Source organism: Bradyrhizobium zhengyangense (assembly GCF_022012435.1).
Lineage (GTDB): Bacteria > Pseudomonadota > Alphaproteobacteria > Rhizobiales > Xanthobacteraceae > Bradyrhizobium > Bradyrhizobium zhengyangense.
In genome coordinates, this window is sequence record NZ_JAKLUA010000027.1 from 1 (window position 1) to 24,625 (window position 24,625).

Below are 24,625 nucleotides of genomic sequence, written 5' to 3' on the forward strand. Positions count from 1 at the left end.
TCTCGACCAACACCTTCCCGGCCTGGTCGCTGGCGCACCCCTATCGCATGATCGCGCATAACGGCGAGATCAACACGTTGCGCGGCAACACCAACTGGATGGCGGCGCGCCAGGCTTCGGTGAGCTCCGAGCTGTACGGCAAGGACATCAGCCGGCTCTGGCCGATCTCCTACGAGGGACAGTCGGACACCGCCTGCTTCGACAACGCGCTGGAATTCCTGGTGCAGGGCGGCTACTCGCTGCCGCACGCCGTCATGATGATGATTCCGGAGGCGTGGGCCGGCAATCCGCTGATGGATGAGAAGCGCCGCGCCTTCTACGAATATCACGCCGCGCTGATGGAGCCGTGGGACGGCCCGGCCGCGATCGCCTTCACCGACGGCCGCCAGATCGGCGCCACGCTCGACCGCAACGGATTGCGGCCGGCGCGCTATCTCGTGACCAAGGACGACCGCATCGTGATGGCGTCCGAAATGGGCGTGCTGACCATCCCCGAGGACCAGATCATCACCAAGTGGCGCCTGCAGCCCGGCAAGATGCTGCTGGTCGACCTCGAACAGGGCCGCCTGATTCCCGACGACGAGATCAAGGCCGAGCTCGCCAAGAGCCATCCCTACAAGGAGTGGCTGGAGCGGACCCAGATCGTGCTGGAAGACCTGCCGAAGGTGCCGACCACGGGCGTGCGATCCAACCTCTCGCTGCTCGATCGCCAGCAGGCGTTCGGCTACAGCCAGGAAGACATCGCGATCCTGATGACGCCGATGGCGGCCACGGGGGAGGAAGCCGCGGGCTCGATGGGCAACGACACGCCGATCTCGGCGCTGTCGGACAAGGCCAAGCCGCTGTTCACCTATTTCAAGCAGAACTTCGCCCAGGTCACCAATCCGCCGATCGACCCCATCCGCGAGGAGCTGGTGATGAGCCTCGTCTCGATCATCGGGCCACTGCCGAACCTGTTCGACCTGCAGGGCATGGCCACCACCAAGCGCCTCGAAGTCCGTCAGCCGATCCTGACCGATGCGGACCTGGAAAAGATCCGCTCGATCCCGGAAGTGGCCGAGTCGCACTTCAAGCCGCGCACGCTGGACACCACGTTCCACGCCGGCCTCGGTGCGGCGGGTATGGACCAGGTGCTGGACGAGCTCTGCGCACGCGCGGAAGTCGCCGTGCGCGAAGGTGTCAACATCATCATCCTGTCCGACCGCATGGTCGGCACCGACCGGGTGCCGATCCCCTCGCTGCTGGCCTGCGCCTCCGTGCATCATCATTTGATCCGCACGGGCCTGCGCACCTCGGTTGGCCTCGTCGTCGAATCCGGCGAGCCGCGCGAAGTGCACCACTTCGCTTGCCTTGCCGGCTACGGCGCCGAAGCGATCAATCCTTACCTCGCGTTCGAAACCATCATCGCGATGAAGGACCGCCTGCCCGGCTCGCTCGACGACTACGAGATCGTCAAGCGCTACATCAAGTCGATCGGCAAGGGGCTGCTCAAGGTGATGTCCAAGATGGGCATCTCGACCTACCAGTCCTATTGCGGCGCGCAGATCTTCGACGCGGTCGGCCTCAAGGCGGATTTCGTCGGCAAGTTCTTTGCCGGCACGCATACCCGCGTCGAGGGTGTCGGTCTTGGCGAGATCGCGGAAGAGGCGGTGCGCCGCCATGCCGACGCGTTCGGCGAGGCTCAGGTCTACAAGACCGCGCTCGATGTCGGCGGCGAATATGCCTATCGCAGCCGCGGCGAGGACCATGCCTGGACCGCCGAGTCGGTCGGCCTGCTGCAGCATGCCGCGCGCGGCAATTCGCTGGAGCGCTATCGCGCCTTCGCCAAGATCCTCAACGAACAGTCGGAGCGTCTGCTGACGCTGCGCGGCCTGTTCCGGATCAAGAACGCGGAGGAAGAAAAGCGCAAGCCGGTGCCGCTCGACCAGGTCGAGCCGGCCAAGGACATCGTCAGACGTTTCGCCACCGGCGCGATGAGCTTCGGCTCGATCTCGCGCGAGGCGCACACCACGCTCGCGATCGCCATGAACCGGATCGGCGGCAAGTCGAACACCGGTGAAGGCGGCGAGGAAGCCGACCGCTTCAAGCCGATGCCGAACGGCGATTCCATGCGCTCGGCGATCAAGCAGGTCGCCTCGGGCCGCTTCGGCGTCACCACGGAGTATCTCGTCAACTCCGACATGATGCAGATCAAGATGGCGCAGGGTGCCAAGCCCGGCGAAGGCGGCCAGCTGCCCGGCCACAAGGTCGACGCCACCATCGCCAAGGTCCGGCACTCGACGCCGGGCGTCGGCCTGATCTCGCCGCCGCCGCACCACGACATCTACTCGATCGAGGATCTGGCGCAGCTCATCTACGACCTCAAGAACGTCAACCCGACGGGCGACGTCTCGGTCAAGCTGGTCTCCGAGATCGGCGTCGGCACGGTCGCCGCGGGCGTCGCCAAGGCGCGCGCCGACCATGTCACCATCGCGGGCTTCGAGGGCGGCACCGGCGCTTCGCCGCTGACCTCGATCAAGCACGCCGGCTCGCCGTGGGAGATCGGCCTTGCCGAGACCCATCAGACGCTGGTCCGCGAGCGGCTGCGCAGCCGCATCGTGGTCCAGGTCGACGGCGGCTTCCGCACCGGACGTGACGTCGTGATCGGTGCGCTGCTCGGGGCCGACGAGTTCGGCTTCGCCACCGCGCCCTTGATCGCGGCCGGCTGCATCATGATGCGCAAGTGCCATCTCAACACCTGCCCGGTCGGCGTCGCGACCCAGGACCCCGTCCTGCGCAAGCGCTTCACCGGCCAGCCCGAGCACGTCATCAACTACTTCTTCTTCGTCGCCGAGGAAGTGCGCGAGATCATGGCCTCGCTCGGCTTCCGCACCTTCAACGAGATGGTCGGCCAGGTTCAGCTGCTCGACCAGACCAGGCTGGTCGCGCACTGGAAGGCCAAGGGCCTCGACTTCTCCAAGCTGTTCGTCAAGCAGAAGGAAGAGAAGGGCCAGAAGATCTATCACTCCGAGCGCCAGAACCATCATCTGGAGGCTGTGCTCGACCGCACGCTGATCGAGAAGGCGACGCCTGCGCTCGACCGCGGCGCGCCGGTGAAGATCGAGGCCAAGATCAACAGCACCAACCGCTCTGCCGGCGCGATGTTGTCGGGCGTGGTCGCCAAGATCTACGGCCATGCCGGGCTGCCGCACGACACCATCCATGTCGGCCTCAAGGGCACTGCCGGCCAGGCCTTCGGCGCGTGGCTGGCGCAGGGCGTCACCTTCGAGCTCGAAGGTGAAGCCAACGACTATGTCGGCAAGGGGCTCTCGGGCGGCAAGATCATCGTCAGGCCGCCGGCCAACAGCGGCATCGTGCCGGAAGAGAGCATCATCGTCGGCAACACCGTGATGTACGGCGCCATTCAGGGCGAGTGCTACTTCCGCGGCATCGCCGGCGAACGCTTTGCCGTGCGCAATTCCGGCGCGGTGGCGGTGGTCGAGGGCGCGGGCGACCATTGCTGCGAATACATGACCGGCGGCATCGTGGTCGTGCTCGGCAAGACCGGGCGCAACTTCGCGGCCGGCATGTCCGGCGGCATCGCCTATGTGCTGGACGAGACCGGTGACTTCGACAAGCTGTGCAATCTGTCGATGGTCGAGCTCGAGCCGGTGCTGTCGGAAGAGCTGATCAACGCCGGCACCTACAACCACTCCGGTGACCTCGAGGCGCATGGCCGGGTCGACGTCTTCAAGAACCTGCTCGACTCCGACGTCGAGCGGCTTCACGTCCTGATCTCGCGCCACGCCAAGGCGACCGGCTCCAAGCGCGCCGCCGATATCCTTGCCAACTGGAAGGAATGGCTGCCTAAATTCCGCAAGGTGATGCCGGTCGAGTACCGGCGCGCGCTGCGCGAACTGGCCGCCAACGCGGACGCCGAGCCGAAAATCTAAATCGGGGCGTAAGAAAACGATCTCATGGTGAGTGGGGCGCGAAGACCGCCTCGTAAATACACAAGGCCGTCGCCGACAGCTTTAATTACCAAATCAAACTGATCGCGATGCAACATTGAGGCGTGTTAGGCCTCGCCAGACGGACCGTGTTTCTTGGCGGCGGATCGAGGTCAAGCGACTGAAGACGCTGGAGGAGGAGAATGCGAAGCTGAAGAAGCTTCTGGCCGAGCAGATTCGATGCGGCTGCCCTTCGCGAGCTCCTTTCAAAGAAGGGGAGGGGGCCCCCCCGCCACGCGCGCTGCCGTCTGCAGGCTGTCATGAGCCTGTCGGTGCGGAGCGCCTGCTCAATCATCAGCGCGGACCGGAAGATGATCCGCTATCAGTCCAGCCGCCCGCTGGATGCGGAGCTGCGCGGCCGGTTGCGCGATCTCGCCACCGGGCGGCGGCGGTCGTTCGGCTACCGCCGGGTGTTCGTCCTCTTACGACGGGAAGCAGAGCCATGGGGGATCAGCCGGATCTACCGGCATTATCGGGAAGAAGCACTCGCGTCCGCAAGCGGTGAGCTCGCCGCAAGGCCGTGGGGACCCGGCCCCGATTCTGGTGCAGGCCAGGCCCAATGCACGCTGGTCGCTGGACTTCGTTCATGACCAGTTCGGCATGGACGGCACTTCCGCATTCTCAACATCGTCGATGACGTGACCAAAAAGTGCCGGGGGGCTGTTCCGGATACGTCGGTCTCGGGCCAGCGCGTCGCCCGCGAGCTGACGTTCGTCGAGCGACGGGGCAAGCTACGGATGATCGTGTCCGACCATGGCACCGAGTTTCACCTCCAATGCCATGCTGCCTGGTGCAAAGGACACAATCATCGACTGGTACTTCATTGCGCCCAAAAAGCCGATGCAGAACGGCTTCATCGAAAGCTCCAACGGCTCGATGCGTGACGAACTCCTGAACAAGACCCCGTTTTCGATCTTGACGACACCCGCGCCAAGATCGTCCGCTGGGTCGCTGACTACGATATCCGGCGCCCTCACTCGTCGCTAAATACCTCACCCAGCGGCCTATGCCGTCCAACTCACCGCAAGGACGACCGGTTACGCAAACCCGACCAGCTCCGCCGATCGTCCGCTGCTACACACGCGCCGCTCAGCGTACAAAACCCTGAGCCTCTAACCGCTGCCGGATGAGTGGCAGGTCATGCCGATTATACAAGGATTGATCTGTCCAGGATCAACTTATCGCCCCGCCGCTCGGGGTACTGCGATGCGTCTCGTTTGGATGCCGAGCCACGAGATGCTTGCGGATTTCCAGGCTGTTATGGCTCAAGCCGAAGGTAAGAACTGCTGAATCGCGCGCTGTTGGCATGTGATCACCAAACAGTTGCGGGGAGACTTGATATGAATGGGCTGCTTCATCAGGTCTGACAGCTGTTTAACTGCATCGATGATCATCACTGGTCGACTCCCGGCGGACCTCCTGATGTGAGGCGGCCTAATGGGCACGTCACCTACGACTCGCTGGAGAGTTTGATTGATTGTCTCACTAGCGACGCGCCGATCAGACGAGTGACTCCTCGCCTTCCGTATTTGAAAGGAACAATCAGGCGTTGGTACGACAGCTGAACTTTGTCGTTCAAATGGGGGCGAAGAATCTTGGCATCGACCTCATCTAGGCGAGGTTGGTGCGTTTCTAGGACGGACTCGTACATACGATGCACCCATCGCCCATATTCATAATCCGGTTGTTCATCAACCGGAATGCCGGGCGCATTCTCCCGCCAGGTCTTGCTGAAGATTTCGAAGCCGGCTCCGAGATCGATAATGGTGAGGCGACCAGCCACGGCCTCAATTGCGGCGAACCTGACCGCGGCTGGGGAGCACAACGCCTTCTTCAGAGCTGTCAGATCGGCGGTTCGGTCCGAACAGTCCCAGTAGGACAAAAGCATGGATAGTGGACCTTGGCAGCCTACCAAAGTCTCAATCGGCATCTGCCTGTATCGAATGTTTGTCGCCGCTCGCTGGCAAGGCTCGCCTAGCCGCTGATTTATATATGTGACCGCTTGCGAACGAGTTGAAAACAACTTGTCGGCGAGGTCTACCGAATTTGAAATGACCATTCGCTCCACCCCAAGGTCGCTGACAAGATTGATCGCCGCAGCAACGCTGACTGGGGTGGCAGTCTCAAACCGGATTCGTATCTGTGCCGACCCGGGGCGGAACAGAGCAACTGTCACGAAACCCATATTATTGATGAGATAACTCAGGAAATCGAATTCGGTCACTGGGTAGTGTAGAAAACATTTACGCAGAGCTGAAGAACATGCGTCCCAAGCGTGGCCGCGATCGTCCAGTACGATTGTCCGCATGAGGGCCTCACGGCAAATCTGAGTGCCATTGTTTGCGCCAACTATGCGACTACAAAACATCGCGCCCGCGCGCTTGCACAGTACCGCCGGCAGCTGGCAGCTGCGAAACAAGATGCCAATCCAATGCAAGCATCAACCTGCCGAAGTTGGTAGCCCAGAATGGGCCCGCACGACGGGACCTCATTGGCTGCGGGACATTCCTACCAGGGCTGGTCATTGATCGTCTGTAGCGGTCGTGTATCAACTCGTGAATGATGAAAACGGTCGGGAAATGGTCGTCTGATACTGAAATCAGTCGCCGAACAACCCGCAGAGAGTTCTTATGCATTTCCAGTCAATATCGCTCATCCCCGACACTCACGACGATCTGATTCTAATCCCCAGGGTCGAGGCGGAGATCGCGCGATATGGCATGAATGAGAGGCTGAGTCGCGCCTATACCGTCCCTTCGACGATCAGCCCGATCCAAGGCCGCTACCGGAGACCAGGATCATTACCGGCGCTGTTGCAGACATGTTTGACGCGCTGGTTGCGTCATTGAGCGATACCCGGCTGGAGCCCGACCTCGATGATCTCCTCTGGCCGACGGTCAACCTGTTCCATCGCGCCGTCGAACGCATCGAGCGCCAGCTCGACGTCAACGAACAGGCGCAGCAGAAGAGCCAGCGCGAGCAGAACGGCTCGGAAGTGCGCTCGGTCGAGCTTGAGCGCCTAACCGCCGAGGGCATCTCGCTGATCGAGCGCCGCAACTGTCTCGAACTCTTCCGCGACCAGGCGATCGAGCGCTTCGAAGTCCACACGGGGTCTGCTTGGCGCCCACGGTCGGGATCACTGGTCAGCCATCGCACGCTCACCGCGGCGATAATCGATTCCCGCGACTTCATCGCAGCCAAGCGCCGCTCGGAAACCGAGATCATGGTGCCGCCGGGTCCGAAGATCGCCCTGACCGGTGGGCTCGACTTCAACGACTATAGCCTCGTCTGGGATCGGCTCGACAAGGTGCACGCCAAGCATCCCGACATGGTTCTGCTGCACAGCGCTTCACCGAAAGGCGCCGAGCTGATCGGCTCCAAATGGGCAACCAGCAAGTGCCACAGATCGCATTCAAACCGGATTGGACCAAACACGCCAAGGCAGCGCCCTTCAAGCGCAATGACGCGATGCTCGAACTGCTGCCGATCGGCGTCCTGCATTTCCCCGGCACGGGCATTCAGGACAACCTTGCCGATAAGGCAAAGCGGCTTGGCATTCCGGTCTGGAAGTTTGGCGGCGCGTGAGCGCCGTCTTGCCGTCAACCGACGAGTGGCGAGGCCGCACCCGCCGTAACTCCGCCTCGTTTTGTTTATACGTCGGCGGCTGGGCTGCGGTGGTGGTGGAAGGCGCGAGCGCTCACACGCGTGCCTTGGAGCCACCACCATGCTCGCCCTCGGGCTTCTTCTCAATATTGCTGGTATCGGCCTATTTGCTGGCTGATCGTTGTGCTAGCGGTCTATGCGCTGCGCTTTTTGTTGCGATCAATATCGGATTGATGGCGTTCAACAGCGGTGCGGGCATTGTCGGCGCACTGCTCGTCGGCACAGTTTGCGCTGTGCTCACACTCGCAGCCGGCCAGCTGGCCATTACCCTTAGCCGCCACGTGGCCCTGCGACTTGCAATTGCGGCCGTGTTCGTCGTTCCCGCGGCCGTTGCCGGCTATCACGTGGTGTTCGCGCTCTCACAGATCGGAGCGCCGTCGCTGGCTTGGCGCGAGGTCTTCGCATGGCTGGGCGCGGTTTGCATCGGCTCGTCAACATTCACGCGCTTGACGCTCATCTCGAAGACCCGCCCGATCGAGCCGGAAAGGACGGGCGGAGAGCCGTCCCGCCCCGTTCTCACGGCCGCGGCAAACGAGGGATGAACTTTCCGCGCTTTTGTCGTCGAACAGGTCGCAGAATAAGCACCCTCGACGATGGATGATGCTCACCAGAGCAGAGGAGGCGGACGGTCCTCTCAGAAACCTTCGAACACGTGCTGGAGATTTCCGATCCGGCACACATAGCTGCCACGGCTGGACCCGCCGCACCGCTTGACCGCTTTGCCGGGACGATGCCGCCCATTCCCGCAGATTGTTTCTCTTCCTTCCCGAACCGTTCCGACCTCTTGTGCAGAGGAACCGAAATTCGCCAAGCTTCTCCCCGGGTTTGAGGTTCAGCACGCGGACGCACGAGGCCTCTTTGATGGCTCGATCTGGCCGAAGACCGGCTGCGCCTCGATCGGCTGAGCCGCAACGCCGTTGCTGCGACTTTCTTCCCCTGGGCTCACGCCCATTCCTCGCGAGACAAGAAAGTCTCTTCAACGGCGTCCTCCGCTGCGCTTCAGCCCGCGAGCGGGTGCGTCGCCGATCGTCCTCGCCCTTGAGATCGCCATCGAGGCCGCGGTGGTCGCGGGCTCGAAACACAACGGAGAAGCAAGATGGCTAATATCGGAACTTTCAAGAAGGTCGGCAATGATTTCCAGGGCGAGATCGTCACGCTGAGCTTGCAGGCTAGGGGCGTCCGCATCGTCGCCGAGACCAACCGCTCCAACGAGAACGCGCCCAGCCACCGCATCTATGTGGGTCGGGCCGAGATCGGCGCAGCCTGGTCGAAGCGCTCCGAAGAGGGCCGCGACTACCTCTCGATCAAGCTTGACGATCCCTCCTTCAACGCGCCGATCTACGCGAGCCTGTTCGACGACGAAGGTGGCGAGGGCTACAACCTGCTCTGGTCCCGGCCGCGCAAGAACGGCGAGTGAGATCCTCCGCCAAGCCCCGCCCGGTTCGCCGGGCGGGGTAATATCTCCATCGGAGAAGCATCTCGCTAATACGCGACACTGCGGTCGCATCCGCCGGTTGTCCGCAACTGCGGGCGTCAAGCTATCCCCGAGCAAAACCCTCGATCGTGCGGCGGACACGCACTTTGCCGGGACCAACGTGGTAGTCTTTTATCACAGCGCCTTCCAGAGCTTGCTCGGCCATGGTGGAGCGGTTGCGCTGGCGCAGGTAGTCGTGCCAGGTGTGGAAGTGATAGCGCTCGATCCACGCTTCTGGGTCTGCCATGTTTTGTGCGATCGACCAACCGTAGGCGCCATTGCGCTGCCTGACGAGCCGAAGCTCTTGCATGGCCTCCCGAAAGTCCGGAGCGTTTTTCTGCTCCACCCGATATTCGATCTCGATCACCACAGGTCCGTCGCGCCCCCTGACCGGCAACCGCACCTGCGGATCTTCGAGGAGGCTTCCCTCTTCGGCACCCTCACCAACAGAAGGCATCCGCAATCGTAGGCCGACCAGAGGAGATGCCAGCATCAGCGAGGCTGCGACAAGCAGCGCTGTTTCAACGCCGGCGATGTCGGTGAGATGTCCCCACCCCCAGCTGCCTATGGCAAGACCGCCGGATGCGGCGGCCTGGTACGCCGCCAGAGACCTCGCGGCAACCCAGCGGGGTGCAGAAAGCTGTACGCCGATGTTCAAGAGCGTCCAAGACAACGTCCACCCTGTACCAGCCAGAACCAATCCGAACGCAGCCATCAACGGATTGTGGCTTAGTGCCAGAGTTGCAATACCCGCTGCCATGGACAGCGTGCAGCATCTCATGGCGGCTTCGCTACTTAAGCGCTCGCGCACCAGCGAGATATTGATCGCTCCCAAAATGGCTCCCAGGCCAAAGGCGCCCAGCATCACGCCGTAAGTTGGCGCGCCACCGAGAAGGCGATCACGTACGACCACTGGCAACAGCGCCAGGATAGCTCCGCTGACCAACCCGAATATGATCGTTCGGACCAACACGATCATAATAGGTGGCGAGTTCGTGATGTACCGGACGCCCAACAGGATGGCATGGCCGAGCCGTTCCGGTGGGAGACGCGACCGCTCACTTGCGCGCTTCCATAGATAGAGCGCGGCGATAAGTGGCACGAACGAGATCGTGTTGAATGTGAACGCGGCTACGGTCCCGGCGGAGGCCACAATGATACCCCCGACTGCCGGACCTACGCTCCGCGCGATGTTGTAGCTGATGCCATTCAACGCAACTGCGGCGGGCAGGGCTTGTGGAGGCACTTGCTCGCCCACTGCCGCCTGCCACGCGGGTCCCAACATCGCGGTGCCACAGCCTGCTGCAAAGCAGAGACCAAGCAAGAGGTCCGGCGTAAGCAATCCCAGCAAAGCGAGTACCGCCAGCGTAGCGCTGGCGGTCAGTGCAATACCGAGTGAAATCAATGCCACGATGCGCCGGTCATGCAGGTCAGCAATTGCGCCGGCCGGAATCGCAATGAGCATCACCGGCAATCCGAGAGCGGTTTGGACCAGCGCGACCTTGTCCGCTGACGATGACATTTCGGTCATAGCCCAGGCCACCCCGACTCCCTGTACCAAACTACCGAGATTTGACACCAGGCTGGCGGTCCAGATGCGGCGGAACGTGCGGTGCCGCAGAGGGGCGGTAATGCGATCGGCCTTGGCAGAGTGGAGGCGAGCTTCAAGGTCAGGCGAGGTTGGCTCAGCTTCCTCGGTCGTCGACCGCTCTTTCGGCTTGCCCGGAGCCAGGACAGGGCCGTTCAATGAGCGAAGCGAATTATCTGGACACACGAAGGTCTGCCTTTCGGCGGACCTTTTCGCGGTCCTACCGATCCCTTAGAATCACACATTATACCCATGCCCGCCGAAGAATTGCAGTGACGAAGTCCTACTTCGCGCCGGATTGCCGCACCGAGAACAAATGCCCGTGAGGCGGGATAAAACATATCTGACATGTGCAGTGGCTCGACGATGAGCTGAGGGCCGCGATATCTGGTTCTCGGCGTCCGGGGGCCGTACTGATCAGTTCTCGCAGATGTCCTGCGGTACGTGCACGCAGCACTGGCCTGGGTCATCACCTGAATGGCCTTAATCTGCAACGGTGAGGCAGCGTTCACATGGATGACGCTGCTAGGATAGACGTACTCGACTGGACGGCCGAGGCGGTGAACTACCGACTCACCCAGTTATTGCGGCCGCGATGCGCAAAGCCGGACCGTTAGGACGTTCCTCATCGTCATACAGATTTCTAAGATTGGTAGCCGACGAGGCATGATGTCGTGTGAGCAGCTTAACGGCTTGCCTATGAAGTGCTACGAACAAGCAGCACCGATTATCACGTCTCGCCCCACATAGCTCCGGCGCCGGGACGAAGCGCACCGCTTGACCGGCTTTGCGGGGACGATGCCGCCCATTCCCGCAGATTGTTTCTCTTCCTTCCCGAACCGTTCCGACCTCTTGTGCAGAGGAACCGAAATTCGCCAAGCTTCTCCCCGGGTTTGAGGTTCAGCACGCGGACGCACGAGGCCTCTTTGATGGCTCGATCTGGCCGAAGACCGGCTGCGCCTCGATCGGCTGAGCCGCAACGCCGTTGCTGCGACTTTCTTCCCCTGGGCTCACGCCCATTCCTCGCGAGACAAGAAAGTCTCTTCAACGGCGTCCTCCGCTGCGCTTCAGCCCGCGAGCGGGTGCGTCGCCGATCGTCCTCGCCCTTGAGATCGCCATCGAGGCCGCGGTGGTCGCGGGCTCGAAACACAACGGAGAAGCAAGATGGCTAATATCGGAACTTTCAAGAAGGTCGGCAATGATTTCCAGGGCGAGATCGTCACGCTGAGCTTGCAGGCTAGGGGCGTCCGCATCGTCGCCGAGACCAACCGCTCCAACGAGAACGCGCCCAGCCACCGCATCTATGTGGGTCGGGCCGAGATCGGCGCAGCCTGGTCGAAGCGCTCCGAAGAGGGCCGCGACTACCTCTCGATCAAGCTTGACGATCCCTCCTTCAACGCGCCGATCTACGCGAGCCTGTTCGACGACGAAGGTGGCGAGGGCTACAACCTGCTCTGGTCCCGGCCGCGCAAGAACGGCGAGTGAGATCCTCCGCCAAGCCCCGCCCGGTTCGCCGGGCGGGCTTTCCGCACATCGGCGCGAATTCCATGGGCTCGGAATGCGAATCTTAATTTTGCGATGGATTCAGCACTAGCCACAGGTCGGCGCCACTGAGATCGGCAAACCCCTTCGCACCGGCCTGTTACGATCAGGGCCATCTCGCTCCAAAGACGGCCCACGCGTTACACAAGCGACGTAGGCGTATATCCCGCGATTGTCGAAACAGAGGGTGTTATTTCTTCTTGCGGTCAAGTCGGGTCGATTTGCGCCCTTTAGGCAATGTTTTATGGATCGTAGCGCCCTTTGGTAATGGAAGGAATAACTCGTTGAGTTGGACACCGAGGGTGTCAGCCAACCGGTCAAGCAAATCAATCGTAGGATTTTCCAACTTCCGCTCAAGACCACTCATATACGAACGATCTATTCCCGCGTCATAAGCCAATTGCTCCTGCGGAATACCGCGATCGACGCGTATCCGGCGTATATTCCAGGCTACGAGTGCGCGAGCTTTCATTTGCGCAGGCAGCCATTTGGTGGCCCATTAAACCACTGGATATGGCCCGACTATTTAAGTAGGCTCTCGATAGAGAGACCGTTCAGCACGCCATCACCAGAACATCCCGTGTCTCCCAAGGAGGTTGCTGGCGCAGCTGAAACGGTAAGACTTTTGTAGGCCGTTGGAGCCGTCGACGTGCGAACAGTGCTGTCCGAACCATCGTCGCACCTGTGGGAAGCGTCCTACCCTCACTTGGGGCAGGTGCTTTGGCTTTTTCGGAAACAGTTACTTCCGCTTGGCCAGTTTTCCTTCGTTTCGCGCCTCCTCGTCCGGCGCGATGAGATCAACCGGAGTGACGCCCAACGCACTGGCGAGCTGGAACAGGCTTACGACGGTTGGATTGCGGCGGCCGCGTTCCAAGTCGCTGATGTATTGTTGAGTAAAGCCGGACAGGTCGGCGAACTTCTCCTGCGTAAAGCGCTTTTGCTTCCGCAGCTTTGCGAAATTCCGGCCGACCAACTTGCGCATGTCCATTCGCGCAAGTTGCGTCTTACATACTATGAGGTTTATCTCCTATAGTATGTATCTGCACCGACCCCGGAATACGACTAAAATGAGACCGCTCGTCAATCGCGCGTCCAGGAACCTTGCAATTATTCGATGTTTGTTGTCAGCCCATGACCAAGTTCAACTTAAATCCCGAAGTGGCCGATGCCCCTCCCGCTGGGGACGCCATGACCTCCTACGACGAACAGCATGTCGTAACCTACATGCGCCTTCTGCAGGCGGAGAGCGAGGGGGCCGATTGGTCCGAGGTCGCTCGGATCGTGTTGCACATCGACTCCGATCGCGAGCCGGAGCGTGCGCGTACTGCATACCAGACACATGTTCAGCGCGCGAAGTGGTTGACCGAACAGGGACGTCTGTTGCGCGGACCTAGATCAACCTAGAATAGTTTTCTAGACGGCTTTGGTTCTGACGACACCTTTTTCTCGGCACTCGGGCGTGGTGACTCACGTGCACCACGTGGTGACAAGCTGGCATCTTTTCCCAAAGGCCTGTTCGCAGCTATTGCGCCGTCATCGTTGTTAGCTCTTTGCAATGAGGCGGATGTTATGGCCCAAGTCGATTGGCGCTCCCCGGACTCCTACGACTACCTGAATAATGCTGACCCCACTGATATCGCTTGGGAGTTCGTGCGTCGCAATCCTGAATACCAACGTGACTACCAGGCTGTGATCGCCAAGAGCCCGACGGGTGAAGTCACCGAGGAATTCAGGAGGAAGTGGGGCATCTGCTTTCGCCCATGACCCGCAGCGGTCCTTTGATCAACAGACAATCTTTTGGGCGCCCGAGGCGCTGCCGGATGTCGTCCCGGTTGCGGTAACGACGTCAGGCGCTGACCCGAGTGCGCCAGATCTACCTCTATTCAACGTCTCGACGGCCGAAATGCGTCGCGCCGCTGATGGGTGGCACGCCGTGCTGCGCATCGGGACCGTGAACCACCGTGTCTGGTTGAAGGATGAACCTTCCATTGGTCATCGCTATGCCGCCAAACTTCCCTTCGATGAGAACTTGCCGCCGCGAGCGCATGCAGCTCGCAGATTGTGGCGCGCGCTCAACGGACGCGCGGCAGGCCCCGCTTTCCACGAACTTTCCAAACAGCGCCGGGATCGCCTAAGGCAAGTCGCGCGTGCGCTCGACGCACGTCATGCCGGTAGCAGCTATCGTGTGATCGCGTTGGCACTGCTTGGAAAGAAAAGCGTCCCAAAGCAAGCCTGGAAGACCCACGATTCCCGTAGCCTCATCATCCGTCTGGTACACGACGGCTTCTCCTTGATGCGGGGCGGCTATTGCAGGCTTCTGCGCTCCGGGCGCAGGAACAAATAGCCTCATCGCGGGGGTGTCGAAACATGCACCCCCGATCTTCGGCATCCCCCTCCGAAGCCCTGCTTCTCCAAGATGACCACACCCACGCCGGCGCCCTCATGGGTGGTGCGCCGCCATCTTGGAGCTCTCAAATGCCCGATCCGACCGCCGGACTTCCTCCGCGTTTCCTGCGCACTCCCGAGGCTGCACGCTACCTCGGCCTGTCTGGCCGCACGCTGGAAAAACATCGCACTTACGGTACCGGGCCGACCTACCGGAAGATCGGCGGCCGCGTCGTCTACGCCTTGGACGACCTGAAAGCGTGGGCCGATCTCGGCGCCAAAACGTCCACTTCTGACCCTGGCAAAGACACGGTGCTGCCGGCCAAAAAGCATTCGCAACTACGTCGTTATGCCGGCCAGGAACACCGCTGATGGTCGCTCTGAAGGCAATCATCATGCGACGCATTCAGCAAGCCGACCGCCATCAGCTTGAGCTTTTCCGCGCCCTGCCGGGAGATCTTGCTCCACGCGATGCGCAGGATCTGATGGCTTATCCATTCTTTTCGCTGGCTAAGACCAAAAGGATCGTGCCCATCGATTTCTGCGCCGGAACAACCTCAATCCGCGTCGAAGCTGTCCCGGAGCACGGCATGGCAACGATCTGGGACGCCGACGTCCTGATTTGGGCTGCCTCCCAGATCGTCGAAGCTCGCGATGCCGGTCTGAAAACATCACGCCTGATAGCCGCAACGCCATATGAGATTCTGACGTTCGTCGGCCGCGGCACCAGCGCACGCGACTACGACCGGCTGAAGGCAGGTCTTGACAGACTTCAGTCAACGACCGTGCTGACCTCGATCCGTCAACCCGCAGAACGGCGGCGGCACCGCTTCTCCTGGATTAACGAGTGGAAGGAAGCCGCTGATGCATATGGCAGACCATTTGGGATCGAACTGATCCTGCCAGATTGGTTCTATGCCGGCGTGATCGATGACGCTCTCGTTCTGACGATCGACCGCGCCTATTTCGACCTGACAGGTGGCCTTGAGCGCTGGCTTTACCGGCTGGTGCGCAAGCACGGCGGCCGGCAGCGCGGCGGCTGGAGCTTCGACCTTGCCCATCTTCATGCCAAGTCCGGCAGCCTCTCGCCGCTCAAGCATTTTGCCTACGACGTTCGACAGATTGTCCAGCGGCAGACATTGCCGGGCTATCGGCTCGTCCTCACGCGCGATCCAAACGGCCGCGAGCGGCTGAACTTCGCCTCGATCCCAAACCTTCCCGTTACGGCGCGCCTGTCGGCGCGTCGTTCGGGACCAATTTCAGGGGACAACCTGTGAATCAGCTCGTGCTATCGGGGACCGCAACCCTCGTGCCATCAGGGACCAGATCATCGTGCTATCGGGGACCGAAAGCGAACCTAAAGGCTTGTGAACGCGCGCTTTCCTGGCCCCCTAACTTTACTAACCAGAAATCCTTCGGATTTCTTCTAACGGAACTCGCTGTTGCCCACATTGTGGAAGAGCGGCAGTGGCACGGACGGTCGAGCTGCCTTCAGGTTCAAATCCCGCAATCGTCCGTCCTCATCACTAGCCGTTGGCTTTTCGAGCTTCCGGGAGAGACAGCATGAGCGATCTCACCGAGGTGGAAGTGCTGTGGCTGGAGAAGCGGATCGAGAACCGGGTTCGATTTGGCCGCAATGTCGAGGAACGGAAGCTCGATCGCCATCGTCGCGTCCTGGCATTTGCTCCAGGCAGCATCTTTGCGTTCGTTCGTTGGACGTCGAATGATTTCGGGACGGTGATTTCGCGCATTGATATCCTGCGTGCCGTCGCCGCGGGTCAGCGCTGCTCGACCGTGCCCTATGTGAAGCCAGGAGGCGACATTCTGCTTCGCCTTTCTGGCTGGCCGAAGGTCGAGCGCGTGCTGCAGATGATCGATGCCGTCGAGGCACTTGGTATCGATCCGGCTGATGTCGCCCCAGATCATTGGCAGCATGTCCACAACCGTCTTTCCGTCAATGAAAGCCCACGTCCCTACACGAAAGCTCGCCATCAGGCCTGGCTTCGCCGGCGGAGGATCATCCGATGAGAGGGCGGATGATGACGCTGCTTGCGATGTGCGGGGCTGCCGCAGCGATCGCCGTAACCATCGTGGAAGGGCGAACGCCGGCCTTCATCTGGAATGCATCGCCGAGCGTGCCCATCGGCCTTTACCGCCTGCGTTCCGCAGAGACTTTGTATGTCACGGAGCTGGTTGCGGTTCAGCCGCCTGAACCGCTGGCGAGCTTCCTCGACCTGAAGGGCTATTTGCCGCTCGGCCTTCCTATGCTCAAACGTATCCTCGCGCTCCCCGGGCAGACGGTTTGCAGAACAGGCCTCGCCATCTCGGTGGACAACATTGCTATGGGTGAGGCGCGTGAGCGTGACGGCCGCGGCCGTCCGCTGCCAGACTGGCAGGGCTGCCGCGTCGTCGGGCCGGCCGAGCTCTTTCTCATGAACTGGCAATCGGATGAGTCCTTCGACGGCCGGTATTTTGGCTTTCTTCCAGCCGCAGCCGTGATCGGCCGTGCGGACCCGGTGTGGACCTCGGAGGAGTGATGAGGTGTGTTCGTCATATTCATTTCACCATGCGCTTGTTCGATGGACCGCAAGGCCCTTTCTCCATTCCGGCTCCTCCATGCAAAGGCGATGTTAGGGAGGAACACCTCCCGCTGCTGAATGGCGCGCACAAAGGCTTTCTCCATCGGGAAGAGGCGCGCAGGAGGACGTACCTGGCACAGTTTGGCGCGCGCCTGTTCGCTGCACCCTTCCTGTTGCTCGTGCTCGCGCTTTGCAGTGCTTCGGTCGCCGAGGAGACAGCAACAGGGGCGGAGCACGAAGGGGCCCAGCCATTCGAAACCTTCATCATCGAAGCTTCACAGCGTTTTTCCATTCCAGTCTCCTGGATTGTCGAGGTGATGGCTGTCGAAAGCACTGGAGACGTTCGTGCCAGATCGCCCAAAGGCGCCATGGGGCTGATGCAGCTCATGCCCGACACCTGGGCCGAATTGCGCCGCCGGCACGCCCTCGGCAGCGATCCGTTCGACCCCCGTGACAACATCCTGGCAGGAACGGCGTATCTGCGTGAAATGCTCGACCGCTTCGGACCGAACGGCGTATTTGCTGCCTATCACGCAGGACCGCTGCGCTATCAGGAGCATCTTGCCGGGCGTCCATTGCCTGTCGAAACCCAAGCCTATGTGAAGAGGCTTGGGTCCGTGCTGGACGTCGATCAGCAACCGACCTGGAAGGCTGGCGTCACGTCATCAGCATCGTCGCTGCTCATTCCGCAGTCAACTCATAAGCCAACTGACATGCCGAGAACGGACGACCGGTCGATAAGGATTGTGCCTTCGGCAGACATCATGAACGCTATCTCCTCGCGAGATATTCTGCGGATCGTTCCAAGCTCGACTGGTCTATTCGTGGCGCGGACCGATTCTCGCACCATGCAATGATCAGAAGCGCGGTTGCGGAGCGGAACACATGTCAGCGAGCGATCGGCGAGAAGTGAGAGGGGCGGAGGTGAACGACCGTAAGCGTCCGGCATCTGCATACGGCATATGGGCGATGCCTTCGGCCCGCGCTCTACTCGTCGCTTCGCTCCTCACCGAGCCACCCTATGGGTGTCTCGGCCCTTCGGGTAACGATCGCTATCGCAAGCGCTCGCAAACAGTGTGCGCTTCGCAAACTAACTGCCACGTCGCGGCTGTTTTTTTCCCAATGAATCGGCCACCAGCCGACGTGTTTCTGCAGGCGCTGTTGGAGGATCCACCACAATGAATCCCAACTGCTCTTTGCCGTAAATCTCCCTCCTTTGCAGGCGAAAAGGCAGGAGATTTGTCTGCTGATCCGTGGACCAGCAGACGAAATGTTCGTCAACTAGAGGAAGGAAGAGCGAGTAACAAAGAACGACGGGCTAGGGCAAGATAAAAGCGGCTCGCCCGTCGAACGCCAAGCCATTGCCATGGCTTGGGTTCTGGCGTGCCGATCGGTCGTGGCGCGTGCCGCGCTTTGAACATTCACAAGCAAATTCAATGCATCTTTCGGTACTGACTAAGATTTACGAGGAAAGAACGACCGTGAATACCAAGGACAGCGAACTTCACATCCGGCCCGGCCGCATCCGCAGCACGCGCGCGCCCAAGGCCAAGAGCTTCTTCAATCAGGTACTGCAAGCGGCGCAGAAGGCGGGCCACACCTCCGCCTCCTCGATGAGCCGCGGAGGACGCGTCGGGCGCTCGACGTTCGGCCGCGGCCGGCTCCAGTTTGCCCGCAACCGTCTGTTTAGCGCTGCGCGCCGCGTGACCGTGAAGGCGCGGGTCGCGCGGCATAAGGGATTGGCATTCGGCTCGGCATCACTCGCGGCGCATATCTCGTACCTCCGGCGCGATGGCGTGACCCGCAGCGGCGAGAGAGCCTCGCTGTTTGACGCCGAACGCGAAGAGGTTGATGGCAGCGCCTTCGCCGAGCGTTGCAAGGGCGATCGGCATCATTTTCGATTCATCATCGCACCCGAGGACGGGGGCGAGATGAGCGATCTGAAAGCGTTCACGCGCGATCTCGCCAGGCAGATGAAGGCGGACCTCGGCACACGGCTCGACTGGGTCGCCGTCGATCACTGGAACACGGACAATCCACACATTCACCTGCTTGTTCGCGGGGTCAGCGACAACGTTGAGGACCTCGTGATCTCCCGCGACTATATCAGCCAGGGACTACGCTCTCGCGCGGAAGAGCTGGCATCCATCGAGCTCGGGCCCAAAGCCGAGCACGAGATCCGCAGGGCTCTCGAACGCGAAGTCTTCGCCGAAAGATGGACACGGCTCGACCGCGAGATCCGTCTGGCTGCCGACGAGACCGGCTATCTCGACCTGCGGCCCGATCGGGAAGGGATATCTGACCCCGAAATCCGCCGCCTTATGATCGGGCGCCTTCAGCATCTGCAAAAGATGGGCCTTGCCTCATCGGCGGTACCCGGTGAGTGGATGGTGGGTTTGGACGCAGAACCCCATCTCAGAGACCTTGCAATTCGGGGCGATATCATCAAGACCATGCATCAAGCGATGACAGAGCGGGGACAGGAACGAAGTCTCTCGGAATTCGCCGTTACGGGGGAAAGAACGACCGCACCGATTATCGGGCGATTATTGGCAACCGGGCTACACGACGAGCTCACCGGCGAAGCCTATGCGCTCATTGATGCGACCGACGGACGGCTCCATCACGTCCGCTTTCGTGGTCTTGAGGCATTCGAACAGGCGCCCCCCATTGGCGGCATTGTCGAAGTCAGGCAGTTCGGTGGGATGGACGAGCAGCGGCCGACGCGCGTGCTCGCCAATCGCTCGGATTTCGATCTTCCCGCGCAAATAGGTGCGCCGGGAGCAACCTGGCTCGACCACCGACTGGTCGAGCGCGATTCGATGCCGCTCGCCTTGGGCGGCTTCGGGCGGGAGGCTCGGCAAGCGATGCAGGCGCGAGCCGAACATCTTGCAGAAGCAGGGCTCGCACACCGAGCGGGAGGGCGCATCATCCTGCAACGCGATCTCCTCAATACGCTGCGGCGCCGGGAGCTAGAGGCGGCCGGTGCCGAAATCGCGGCCGAGACCGGCTTGCCTCACGCGCAAGCCGCAGTCGGTGAGCAGGTCGCAGGAACATACCGAAAGAGCCTGTCCCTCACGTCGGGCCGCTTTGCATTGATCGACAATGGGCTTGGCTTTCAACTCGTCCCCTGGACGCGCGAACTGGAAAAACGCCTCGGCCAGCATGTGACGGGAAGCGTTAGGGATGGCGGTGGGATCGAGTGGAGTTTCGGCCGCAAGCGCGACCTCGGTCTTTGATTTCCTTGGCCAGAGCGTCATTCAGCGAAGGAGAGCCTTGTCGATGTCCGGAACCAAGATCTTGTGGGGGCAGCTCGTGGCTGTCGGCGCGATCGTCCTGCTCACGATCTGGAGCGCGACGGAGTGGACGGCCTGGCGCTTGGCCTTCCAACCCGAGCTCGGTCTGCCCTGGTTCAAGATGTATGGATTTGCGGTCTATTACCCGCCCGAGTTCTTCTGGTGGTGGTTCGTGTTCGACGCCTATGCACCTGACGTATTCACCGAGGGCGCCTACATCGCCGCCTCTGGAAGCTTTCTCTCCATCGCCGTGGCCATCGCCATGTCTGTCTGGCGCGCCCGGGAGGCCAAGGACGTTGCCACCTATGGCTCGGCCCGATGGGCCAAGCTTGAGGAGGTGAGGGCGGGAGGTTTGCTGAGCGCGGACGGGGTTGTGCTTGGCCGACTGGAGAAGAACGACCTGCGTCACGATGGGCCCGAGCACGTCCTCTGCTTTGCTCCAACGAGGTCCGGCAAGGGCGTCGGGCTCGTCGTCCCCTCGCTGCTGACATGGCCGCACTCGGCCATCGTGCACGACATCAAGGGTGAGAACTGGCAGCTCACAGCCGGGTTTCGGTCGAAGCACGGCCGTGTGCTGCTGTTCGATCCGACCAATGCCAGATCATCAGCCTATAATCCGCTTCTGGAGGTCCGGCGCGGGGAGTGGGAGGTCAGGGACGTCCAGAACGTCGCAGATGTGCTCGTAGACCCCGAGGGCTCGCTCGACAAGCGGAACCATTGGGAGAAAACCAGTCATTCCCTGCTCGTCGGGGCAATCCTTCACGTCCTCTATGCCGAGCCCAATAAGACGCTCGCCGGCGTCGCCGCTTTTCTATCGGATCCCAAGCGGCCGATCGAAACGACGCTGAACGCGATGATGACGACAGCACACCTCAAGGACCAGGGGCCGCATCCGGTCGTCGCCTCTACGGCAAGAGAGCTGCTGAACAAATCCGAGAATGAACGCTCGGGTGTGCTTTCGACAGCGATGTCCTTCCTCGGACTTTATCGGGATCCCGTCGTCGCCGAAGTGACAAGCCGCTGCGATTGGCGGATCGCCGACCTTATCGCAGACAACTGCCCCACCACGCTCTACCTGGTCGTGCCGCCCTCGGATATTTCGCGAACCAAGCCACTAGTCCGCTTGATCCTCAACCAAATCGGGCGGCGGATCACCGAGGACCTTCAGGATAAGGATCGCCGTCACCGCGTGTTGCTGATGCTGGATGAATTTCCAGCTTTGGGACGACTTGATTTTTTCGAGTCGGCACTGGCTTTCATGGCCGGCTACGGCATCAAGGCGTTCCTCATTGCCCAGTCGCTCAACCAGATCGAGAAGGCCTACGGCCCGAATAACGCGATCCTAGACAACTGTCATGTCCGGGTAAGCTTTGCGACCAATGATGAGCGCACCGCAAGGCGCGTCTCCGATGCGCTAGGCACGGCAACCGAAATACGCTCCATGAAGAACTACGCCGGCCATCGGCTCAACCCATGGCTCGGCCATCTCATGGTCTCTCGCCAAGATACCGCGCGGCCGCTTCTGACCCCGGGAGAGGTCATGCAGCTGCCGCCGTCAGAGGAGATCGTGATGGTGGCAGGCACTCCTCCAATCCGTGCGAGAAAAGTGCGCTACTACGAGGATGAGCGATTTGCCGAGCGCGTACTTCCCCCGCCAGATCCCGTCAAGATCCGAAGGTCTTCTCGCGCCGACAGCTGGTCAGGGCTGAAGGCCGCTATTCCCGATAAGACGCCCGCGGACATTGGCGGTGGCGACGCTGACACGGCCAATGGCGGACTGCGGCGAGAGCCCGAGCTTCCGGATCACCTCGCCATCGTTAAGGAAACGACGGAGGTCGCGCCGGCCGAGGAATTCGCCGTGCTGGAAGACGACGAAGATGCCGCGCGCCAGTCGCGCCTGCTGCGGCAGAAGATGCGCGGCGTTGCGCGGCAAGCCGCACTCGACCCGAATGATGGCATTGAATTGTGAGAAGATCATGCGCAACCGCATGAACGTCTACTTCCCTCCAGAGCTGTTGGCACAGATCACGGAACTTGCCGATCGAAAAAACATCTCACGCTCTGCAATCGTCGAGGCGGCAGTCAGCTCGTTCCTGTCCCCAGATGGCTCGGACCGGCGGGAAGCCGCCTTTTCGCGTCGTCTCGACAGGATATCGCGCCAAATGCAACGCCTCGAACGCGACCTCGGACTTACCGCTGAAACTCTGGCTCTGTTCGTGCGGTTCTGGTTGACAGTCACGCCCCCGCTTCCCTCCGACGCCCAGGCTGCCGCCCAAGCCAAGGGGCGTGAGCGCTTCGAGGGTTTTGTCGAGACGCTCGGCCGTCGCCTGCAAAAGGGGCAGAGTTTTCTGCGCGAGATTCCCGAAGATATCGTTCGGCAGCCGGCGGACGGAGACAGCAACTGACATCGGTTGTTGAGGCTTTGCGCCAATGTTTCTCTTTCTACGCTAGCCTACGATCCGACGAGCCACGTTGTTGCGTCATCTTCCATCGTGGTTTTTCTAATCGTCCCCATCTGAGGCGCTCGTGGGGGGCGCTCTCAAGCGAATGGGGCTCTCGTGATAATCCAGTCGGCTCAAGCGGAGGCGATCTCGCGCGGCGCGCGCATGCTGCGCAGCGCGCTCGGGCCTGCGGTCGCGCGCTATCTCGAAGACGATGCCGTCATCGAAGTGATGCTCAATCCCGATGGGCGGCTCTGGATCGACCGCCTGTCCGGCGGTTTGGAGGATACCGGCCAGCAGCTGTCACCTGCGGACGGGGAGCGCATCATTCGGCTGGTCGCGCATCATGTCGGTGCAGAGGTCCATGGAGCTGCTCCCCGGATCTCGGCCGAGCTGCCGGAAACCGGAGAGCGGTTCGAGGGATTGTTGCCGCCGGTCGTGGCTCGGCCGACCTTTGCGATCCGAAAGCCAGCGGTCGCTGTCTTTACGCTCGACGATTACGTCGCCGCCGGGATCATGCGCGCCGGTCAAGCCGCGATGCTGCGGGACGCCGTTGCCGGGCGACAGAACATCCTCGTCGCGGGCGGCACGTCGACAGGCAAGACCACGCTGACCAATGCGCTGCTGGTGGAGGTTGCCAAGACCTCCGACCGGGTCGTTCTGATCGAAGATACCAGGGAGCTGCAATGCCTGGCAGCAAACCTCGTGTCTCTGCGAACCAAGGACGGCGTGGTCTCGCTGTCTGACCTCGTGCGCTCTTCACTTCGGCTGCGGCCGGATCGAATTCCAATCGGTGAGGTCCGAGGCGCGGAGGCGCTCGATCTCCTCAAGGCCTGGGGCACGGGGCATCCCGGCGGCATCGGCACGATCCACGCAGGTTCTGCGCTCGGGGCGCTACGTCGCCTGGAGCAGCTCATCCAGGAGGCGGTCGTCACCGTCCCGCGCGCGCTCATTGCCGAGACCATCAATGTCATCGCCGTCCTTTCGGGGCGCGGCGCCGATCGCCGCCTTGCCGAGCTCGCCCGCGTCGAGGGCATCAGTGCGGGCGGCGACTACAGTCTTTCACCAGCAGGAGATCTCAAGTGAACCATCGCCTCCAGACTTCGCAAGCTTTCACCCTGGCCTTGATTGCCATGACCACGACCGCTACCCCCGTCATGGCCGCCGGCTCCAACATGCCCTGGGAGCAGCCGCTCAACCAGATTCTGCAATCGGTCGAGGGGCCTGTCGCCAAGATCATCGCGGTCATCATCATCGTGGTCACAGGCTTGACGCTGGCCTTCGGCGATTCGTCCGGCGGCTTTCGCCGGCTGATCCAGATCGTCTTCGGCCTGTCGATTGCCTTTGCGGCTTCGAGTTTCTTCCTGTCGTTCTTCTCGTTTGGCGGCGGCGTGGTGATCTGATGCAGGAGGGCGTCGCAGGCTTCCTCGTGCCGGTGCATCGCGCATTGACCGAACCGATCCTGATGGGCGGAGCGCCGAGAGCTGTTGCGATCGTCAATGGCACGCTCGCAGCGGCACTTGGATTGGGATTGCGCCTGTGGATCGCGGGCCTGCTGCTCTGGGCGCTCGGCCACGCCGCAGCTGTATGGGCCGCAAAGCGCGATCCCGCTTTCGTCGAGGTCGTACACCGCCACCTGCGAATTCCCGCTCATTTCGATCTTTAGGA

General features: G+C 61.4%; 25 protein-coding genes and 2 pseudogenes. 22 read left to right on the forward strand and 5 right to left on the reverse strand.

All coding sequences use genetic code 11. The features are described from left to right. From gltB to L6637_RS42895, 4 genes and pseudogenes are all read left to right on the forward strand, one after another. Positions 1 to 3,932, forward strand: a 3,932-nt coding sequence (gene gltB / locus L6637_RS38735; protein ID WP_237874034.1) for a glutamate synthase large subunit, incomplete at its 5' end; no start/stop codon positions are given. Positions 3,933 to 4,249: 317 nt separating this feature from the next. Continuing rightward, the gene (locus L6637_RS42885; protein ID WP_371746377.1) at positions 4,250 to 4,579 is read left to right on the forward strand and encodes a hypothetical protein; all 330 of its coding nucleotides are present in this window, start codon (positions 4,250 to 4,252) and stop codon (positions 4,577 to 4,579) included. A gap of 48 nt (positions 4,580 to 4,627) precedes the next feature. Next, positions 4,628 to 4,873, forward strand: a complete 246-nt coding sequence (locus L6637_RS42890; protein ID WP_371746376.1) for a hypothetical protein — start codon at positions 4,628 to 4,630, stop codon at positions 4,871 to 4,873. Beyond that, positions 4,830 to 5,119: pseudogene (locus L6637_RS42895) on the forward strand (integrase core domain-containing protein). The gene L6637_RS42890 and the pseudogene L6637_RS42895 overlap by 44 nt, the downstream one beginning before the upstream one ends. 135 nt (positions 5,120 to 5,254) lie before the next feature. On the opposite strand, the gene L6637_RS42500 reads toward L6637_RS42895, so the two are convergent. Continuing rightward, on the reverse strand, positions 5,255 to 5,386 hold the full coding sequence (locus L6637_RS42500; protein WP_256438973.1) for a hypothetical protein: 132 nt from the start codon (positions 5,384 to 5,386) through the stop codon (positions 5,255 to 5,257). 53 nt (positions 5,387 to 5,439) lie between these two features. Continuing rightward, a complete protein-coding gene (locus L6637_RS38745) occupies positions 5,440 to 6,297 on the reverse strand; it encodes a hypothetical protein (protein WP_128929800.1) in 858 nt (285 codons plus the stop codon). A gap of 438 nt (positions 6,298 to 6,735) precedes the next feature. Between L6637_RS38745 and L6637_RS38750 the strand changes: the two are divergent. The 3 genes and pseudogenes from L6637_RS38750 to L6637_RS38760 all read left to right on the forward strand — a co-directional run. Further along, a pseudogene (locus L6637_RS38750) lies at positions 6,736 to 7,574 on the forward strand (DUF2493 domain-containing protein); the annotation flags it as partial. Continuing rightward, positions 7,571 to 8,194 (forward strand): hypothetical protein, encoded by a 624-nt coding sequence (locus L6637_RS38755; protein WP_313753974.1) that lies wholly within the window; start codon positions 7,571 to 7,573, stop codon positions 8,192 to 8,194. The pseudogene L6637_RS38750 and the gene L6637_RS38755, both read left to right, overlap by 4 nt. 554 nt (positions 8,195 to 8,748) lie before the next feature. Next, positions 8,749 to 9,069 (forward strand): DUF736 domain-containing protein, encoded by a 321-nt coding sequence (locus L6637_RS38760; RefSeq protein WP_128929802.1) that lies wholly within the window; start codon positions 8,749 to 8,751, stop codon positions 9,067 to 9,069. Between the two features lie 121 nt (positions 9,070 to 9,190). On the opposite strand, the gene L6637_RS38765 is transcribed toward L6637_RS38760, so the two are convergent. Further along, positions 9,191 to 10,759 carry an MFS transporter gene (locus L6637_RS38765; RefSeq protein ID WP_232995657.1) on the reverse strand — a complete coding sequence of 523 codons (1,569 nt, stop codon included), beginning with the start codon at positions 10,757 to 10,759 and terminating at the stop codon, positions 9,191 to 9,193. A gap of 1,119 nt (positions 10,760 to 11,878) precedes the next feature. Here L6637_RS38765 and L6637_RS38770 point away from each other — a divergent pair. Continuing rightward, the gene (locus L6637_RS38770; protein WP_128929802.1) at positions 11,879 to 12,199 is read left to right on the forward strand and encodes a DUF736 domain-containing protein; all 321 of its coding nucleotides are present in this window, start codon (positions 11,879 to 11,881) and stop codon (positions 12,197 to 12,199) included. 247 nt (positions 12,200 to 12,446) lie between these two features. Here L6637_RS38770 and L6637_RS38775 read toward each other — a convergent pair whose 3' ends face one another. Together L6637_RS38775 and L6637_RS38780 are read right to left on the reverse strand one after the other, a co-directional pair. Beyond that, positions 12,447 to 12,728 (reverse strand): helix-turn-helix domain-containing protein, encoded by a 282-nt coding sequence (locus L6637_RS38775; RefSeq protein WP_128955107.1) that lies wholly within the window; start codon positions 12,726 to 12,728, stop codon positions 12,447 to 12,449. A gap of 267 nt (positions 12,729 to 12,995) precedes the next feature. Further along, entirely contained in the window at positions 12,996 to 13,244 is a 249-nt protein-coding gene (locus tag L6637_RS38780; RefSeq protein ID WP_128929805.1) for a helix-turn-helix domain-containing protein, read from the reverse strand. Between the two features lie 143 nt (positions 13,245 to 13,387). Here L6637_RS38780 and L6637_RS38785 point away from each other — a divergent pair, with 143 nt between their 5' ends. The 14 genes from L6637_RS38785 (at position 13,388) to L6637_RS38850 (ending at position 24,623) form a co-directional block, all read left to right on the forward strand. Further along, a complete protein-coding gene (locus L6637_RS38785) occupies positions 13,388 to 13,660 on the forward strand; it encodes a DUF2285 domain-containing protein (RefSeq protein WP_128929806.1) in 273 nt (90 codons plus the stop codon). A 165-nt stretch (positions 13,661 to 13,825) separates the two neighbouring features. Continuing rightward, the gene (locus L6637_RS38790) at positions 13,826 to 14,020 is read left to right on the forward strand and encodes a transcriptional regulator domain-containing protein (RefSeq protein WP_128929807.1); all 195 of its coding nucleotides are present in this window, start codon (positions 13,826 to 13,828) and stop codon (positions 14,018 to 14,020) included. 169 nt (positions 14,021 to 14,189) lie between these two features. Then, positions 14,190 to 14,600, forward strand: coding sequence for a DUF2285 domain-containing protein (locus tag L6637_RS38795; protein WP_237867056.1), 411 nt, complete (start codon positions 14,190 to 14,192; stop codon positions 14,598 to 14,600). Between the two features lie 131 nt (positions 14,601 to 14,731). Continuing rightward, positions 14,732 to 15,013, forward strand: coding sequence for a helix-turn-helix transcriptional regulator (locus L6637_RS38800; protein WP_128929809.1), 282 nt, complete (start codon positions 14,732 to 14,734; stop codon positions 15,011 to 15,013). Positions 15,014 to 15,036: 23 nt separating this feature from the next. Continuing rightward, positions 15,037 to 15,918: a replication initiator protein A gene (locus L6637_RS38805; RefSeq protein WP_128930181.1), complete on the forward strand. Its 882-nt coding sequence runs from the start codon at positions 15,037 to 15,039 to the stop codon at positions 15,916 to 15,918. Positions 15,919 to 16,204: 286 nt separating this feature from the next. After that, positions 16,205 to 16,669 carry a DUF2840 domain-containing protein gene (locus tag L6637_RS38810; protein WP_128929810.1) on the forward strand — a complete coding sequence of 155 codons (465 nt, stop codon included), beginning with the start codon at positions 16,205 to 16,207 and terminating at the stop codon, positions 16,667 to 16,669. Next, the gene (locus L6637_RS38815; RefSeq protein WP_128929811.1) at positions 16,666 to 17,178 is read left to right on the forward strand and encodes a S26 family signal peptidase; all 513 of its coding nucleotides are present in this window, start codon (positions 16,666 to 16,668) and stop codon (positions 17,176 to 17,178) included. Before L6637_RS38810 ends, L6637_RS38815 begins: the two co-directional genes overlap by 4 nt. After that, positions 17,178 to 18,077: a lytic transglycosylase domain-containing protein gene (locus L6637_RS38820; RefSeq protein ID WP_232995621.1), complete on the forward strand. Its 900-nt coding sequence runs from the start codon at positions 17,178 to 17,180 to the stop codon at positions 18,075 to 18,077. The genes L6637_RS38815 and L6637_RS38820 overlap by 1 nt, the downstream gene beginning before the upstream one ends. Before the next feature lie 624 nt (positions 18,078 to 18,701). Then, complete coding sequence (locus tag L6637_RS38825; RefSeq protein WP_128929812.1) at positions 18,702 to 20,459, forward strand: relaxase/mobilization nuclease domain-containing protein; 1,758 nt, start codon at positions 18,702 to 18,704, stop codon at positions 20,457 to 20,459. Positions 20,460 to 20,502: 43 nt separating this feature from the next. After that, positions 20,503 to 22,485: a conjugal transfer protein TraG gene (locus L6637_RS38830; RefSeq protein ID WP_128955108.1), complete on the forward strand. Its 1,983-nt coding sequence runs from the start codon at positions 20,503 to 20,505 to the stop codon at positions 22,483 to 22,485. A gap of 7 nt (positions 22,486 to 22,492) precedes the next feature. Beyond that, on the forward strand, positions 22,493 to 22,921 hold the full coding sequence (locus L6637_RS38835; RefSeq protein ID WP_128929814.1) for a ribbon-helix-helix domain-containing protein: 429 nt from the start codon (positions 22,493 to 22,495) through the stop codon (positions 22,919 to 22,921). A 201-nt stretch (positions 22,922 to 23,122) separates the two neighbouring features. After that, positions 23,123 to 24,043: a P-type conjugative transfer ATPase TrbB gene (gene trbB, locus L6637_RS38840; protein WP_128930183.1), complete on the forward strand. Its 921-nt coding sequence runs from the start codon at positions 23,123 to 23,125 to the stop codon at positions 24,041 to 24,043. Positions 24,044 to 24,090: 47 nt separating this feature from the next. Then, positions 24,091 to 24,360, forward strand: coding sequence for a TrbC/VirB2 family type IV secretion system protein (locus L6637_RS38845; RefSeq protein ID WP_232995658.1), 270 nt, complete (start codon positions 24,091 to 24,093; stop codon positions 24,358 to 24,360). Further along, on the forward strand, positions 24,360 to 24,623 hold the full coding sequence (locus L6637_RS38850; protein WP_128929816.1) for a VirB3 family type IV secretion system protein: 264 nt from the start codon (positions 24,360 to 24,362) through the stop codon (positions 24,621 to 24,623). Before L6637_RS38845 ends, L6637_RS38850 begins: the two co-directional genes overlap by 1 nt. Positions 24,624 to 24,625 lie beyond the last annotated feature (2 nt).

What these genes read in the sequence shown, in the direction of transcription:
- L6637_RS38820 (WP_232995621.1), top strand. Translation starts at nt 17,178, where the DNA reads ATGAGGTGTGTTCGTCATATTCATTTCACCATGCGCTTGTTCGATGGA.
- L6637_RS38830 (WP_128955108.1), top strand. Translation starts at nt 20,503, where the DNA reads ATGTCCGGAACCAAGATCTTGTGGGGGCAGCTCGTGGCTGTCGGCGCG.
- trbB (WP_128930183.1), top strand. Translation starts at nt 23,123, where the DNA reads ATGCTGCGCAGCGCGCTCGGGCCTGCGGTCGCGCGCTATCTCGAAGAC.
- L6637_RS38810 (WP_128929810.1), top strand. Translation starts at nt 16,205, where the DNA reads ATGAGCGATCTCACCGAGGTGGAAGTGCTGTGGCTGGAGAAGCGGATC.
- L6637_RS38745 (WP_128929800.1), bottom strand. Translation starts at nt 6,297, where the DNA reads ATGCGGACAATCGTACTGGACGATCGCGGCCACGCTTGGGACGCATGT.
- L6637_RS38780 (WP_128929805.1), bottom strand. Translation starts at nt 13,244, where the DNA reads ATGGACATGCGCAAGTTGGTCGGCCGGAATTTCGCAAAGCTGCGGAAG.
- L6637_RS38805 (WP_128930181.1), top strand. Translation starts at nt 15,037, where the DNA reads ATGCGACGCATTCAGCAAGCCGACCGCCATCAGCTTGAGCTTTTCCGC.
- L6637_RS38800 (WP_128929809.1), top strand. Translation starts at nt 14,732, where the DNA reads ATGCCCGATCCGACCGCCGGACTTCCTCCGCGTTTCCTGCGCACTCCC.
- L6637_RS42885 (WP_371746377.1), top strand. Translation starts at nt 4,250, where the DNA reads ATGAGCCTGTCGGTGCGGAGCGCCTGCTCAATCATCAGCGCGGACCGG.
- L6637_RS38785 (WP_128929806.1), top strand. Translation starts at nt 13,388, where the DNA reads ATGACCAAGTTCAACTTAAATCCCGAAGTGGCCGATGCCCCTCCCGCT.
- L6637_RS38760 (WP_128929802.1), top strand. Translation starts at nt 8,749, where the DNA reads ATGGCTAATATCGGAACTTTCAAGAAGGTCGGCAATGATTTCCAGGGC.
- L6637_RS38835 (WP_128929814.1), top strand. Translation starts at nt 22,493, where the DNA reads ATGCGCAACCGCATGAACGTCTACTTCCCTCCAGAGCTGTTGGCACAG.
- L6637_RS38770 (WP_128929802.1), top strand. Translation starts at nt 11,879, where the DNA reads ATGGCTAATATCGGAACTTTCAAGAAGGTCGGCAATGATTTCCAGGGC.
- L6637_RS38850 (WP_128929816.1), top strand. Translation starts at nt 24,360, where the DNA reads ATGCAGGAGGGCGTCGCAGGCTTCCTCGTGCCGGTGCATCGCGCATTG.
- L6637_RS38845 (WP_232995658.1), top strand. Translation starts at nt 24,091, where the DNA reads ATGACCACGACCGCTACCCCCGTCATGGCCGCCGGCTCCAACATGCCC.
- L6637_RS38790 (WP_128929807.1), top strand. Translation starts at nt 13,826, where the DNA reads ATGGCCCAAGTCGATTGGCGCTCCCCGGACTCCTACGACTACCTGAAT.
- L6637_RS38775 (WP_128955107.1), bottom strand. Translation starts at nt 12,728, where the DNA reads ATGAAAGCTCGCGCACTCGTAGCCTGGAATATACGCCGGATACGCGTC.
- L6637_RS38815 (WP_128929811.1), top strand. Translation starts at nt 16,666, where the DNA reads ATGAGAGGGCGGATGATGACGCTGCTTGCGATGTGCGGGGCTGCCGCA.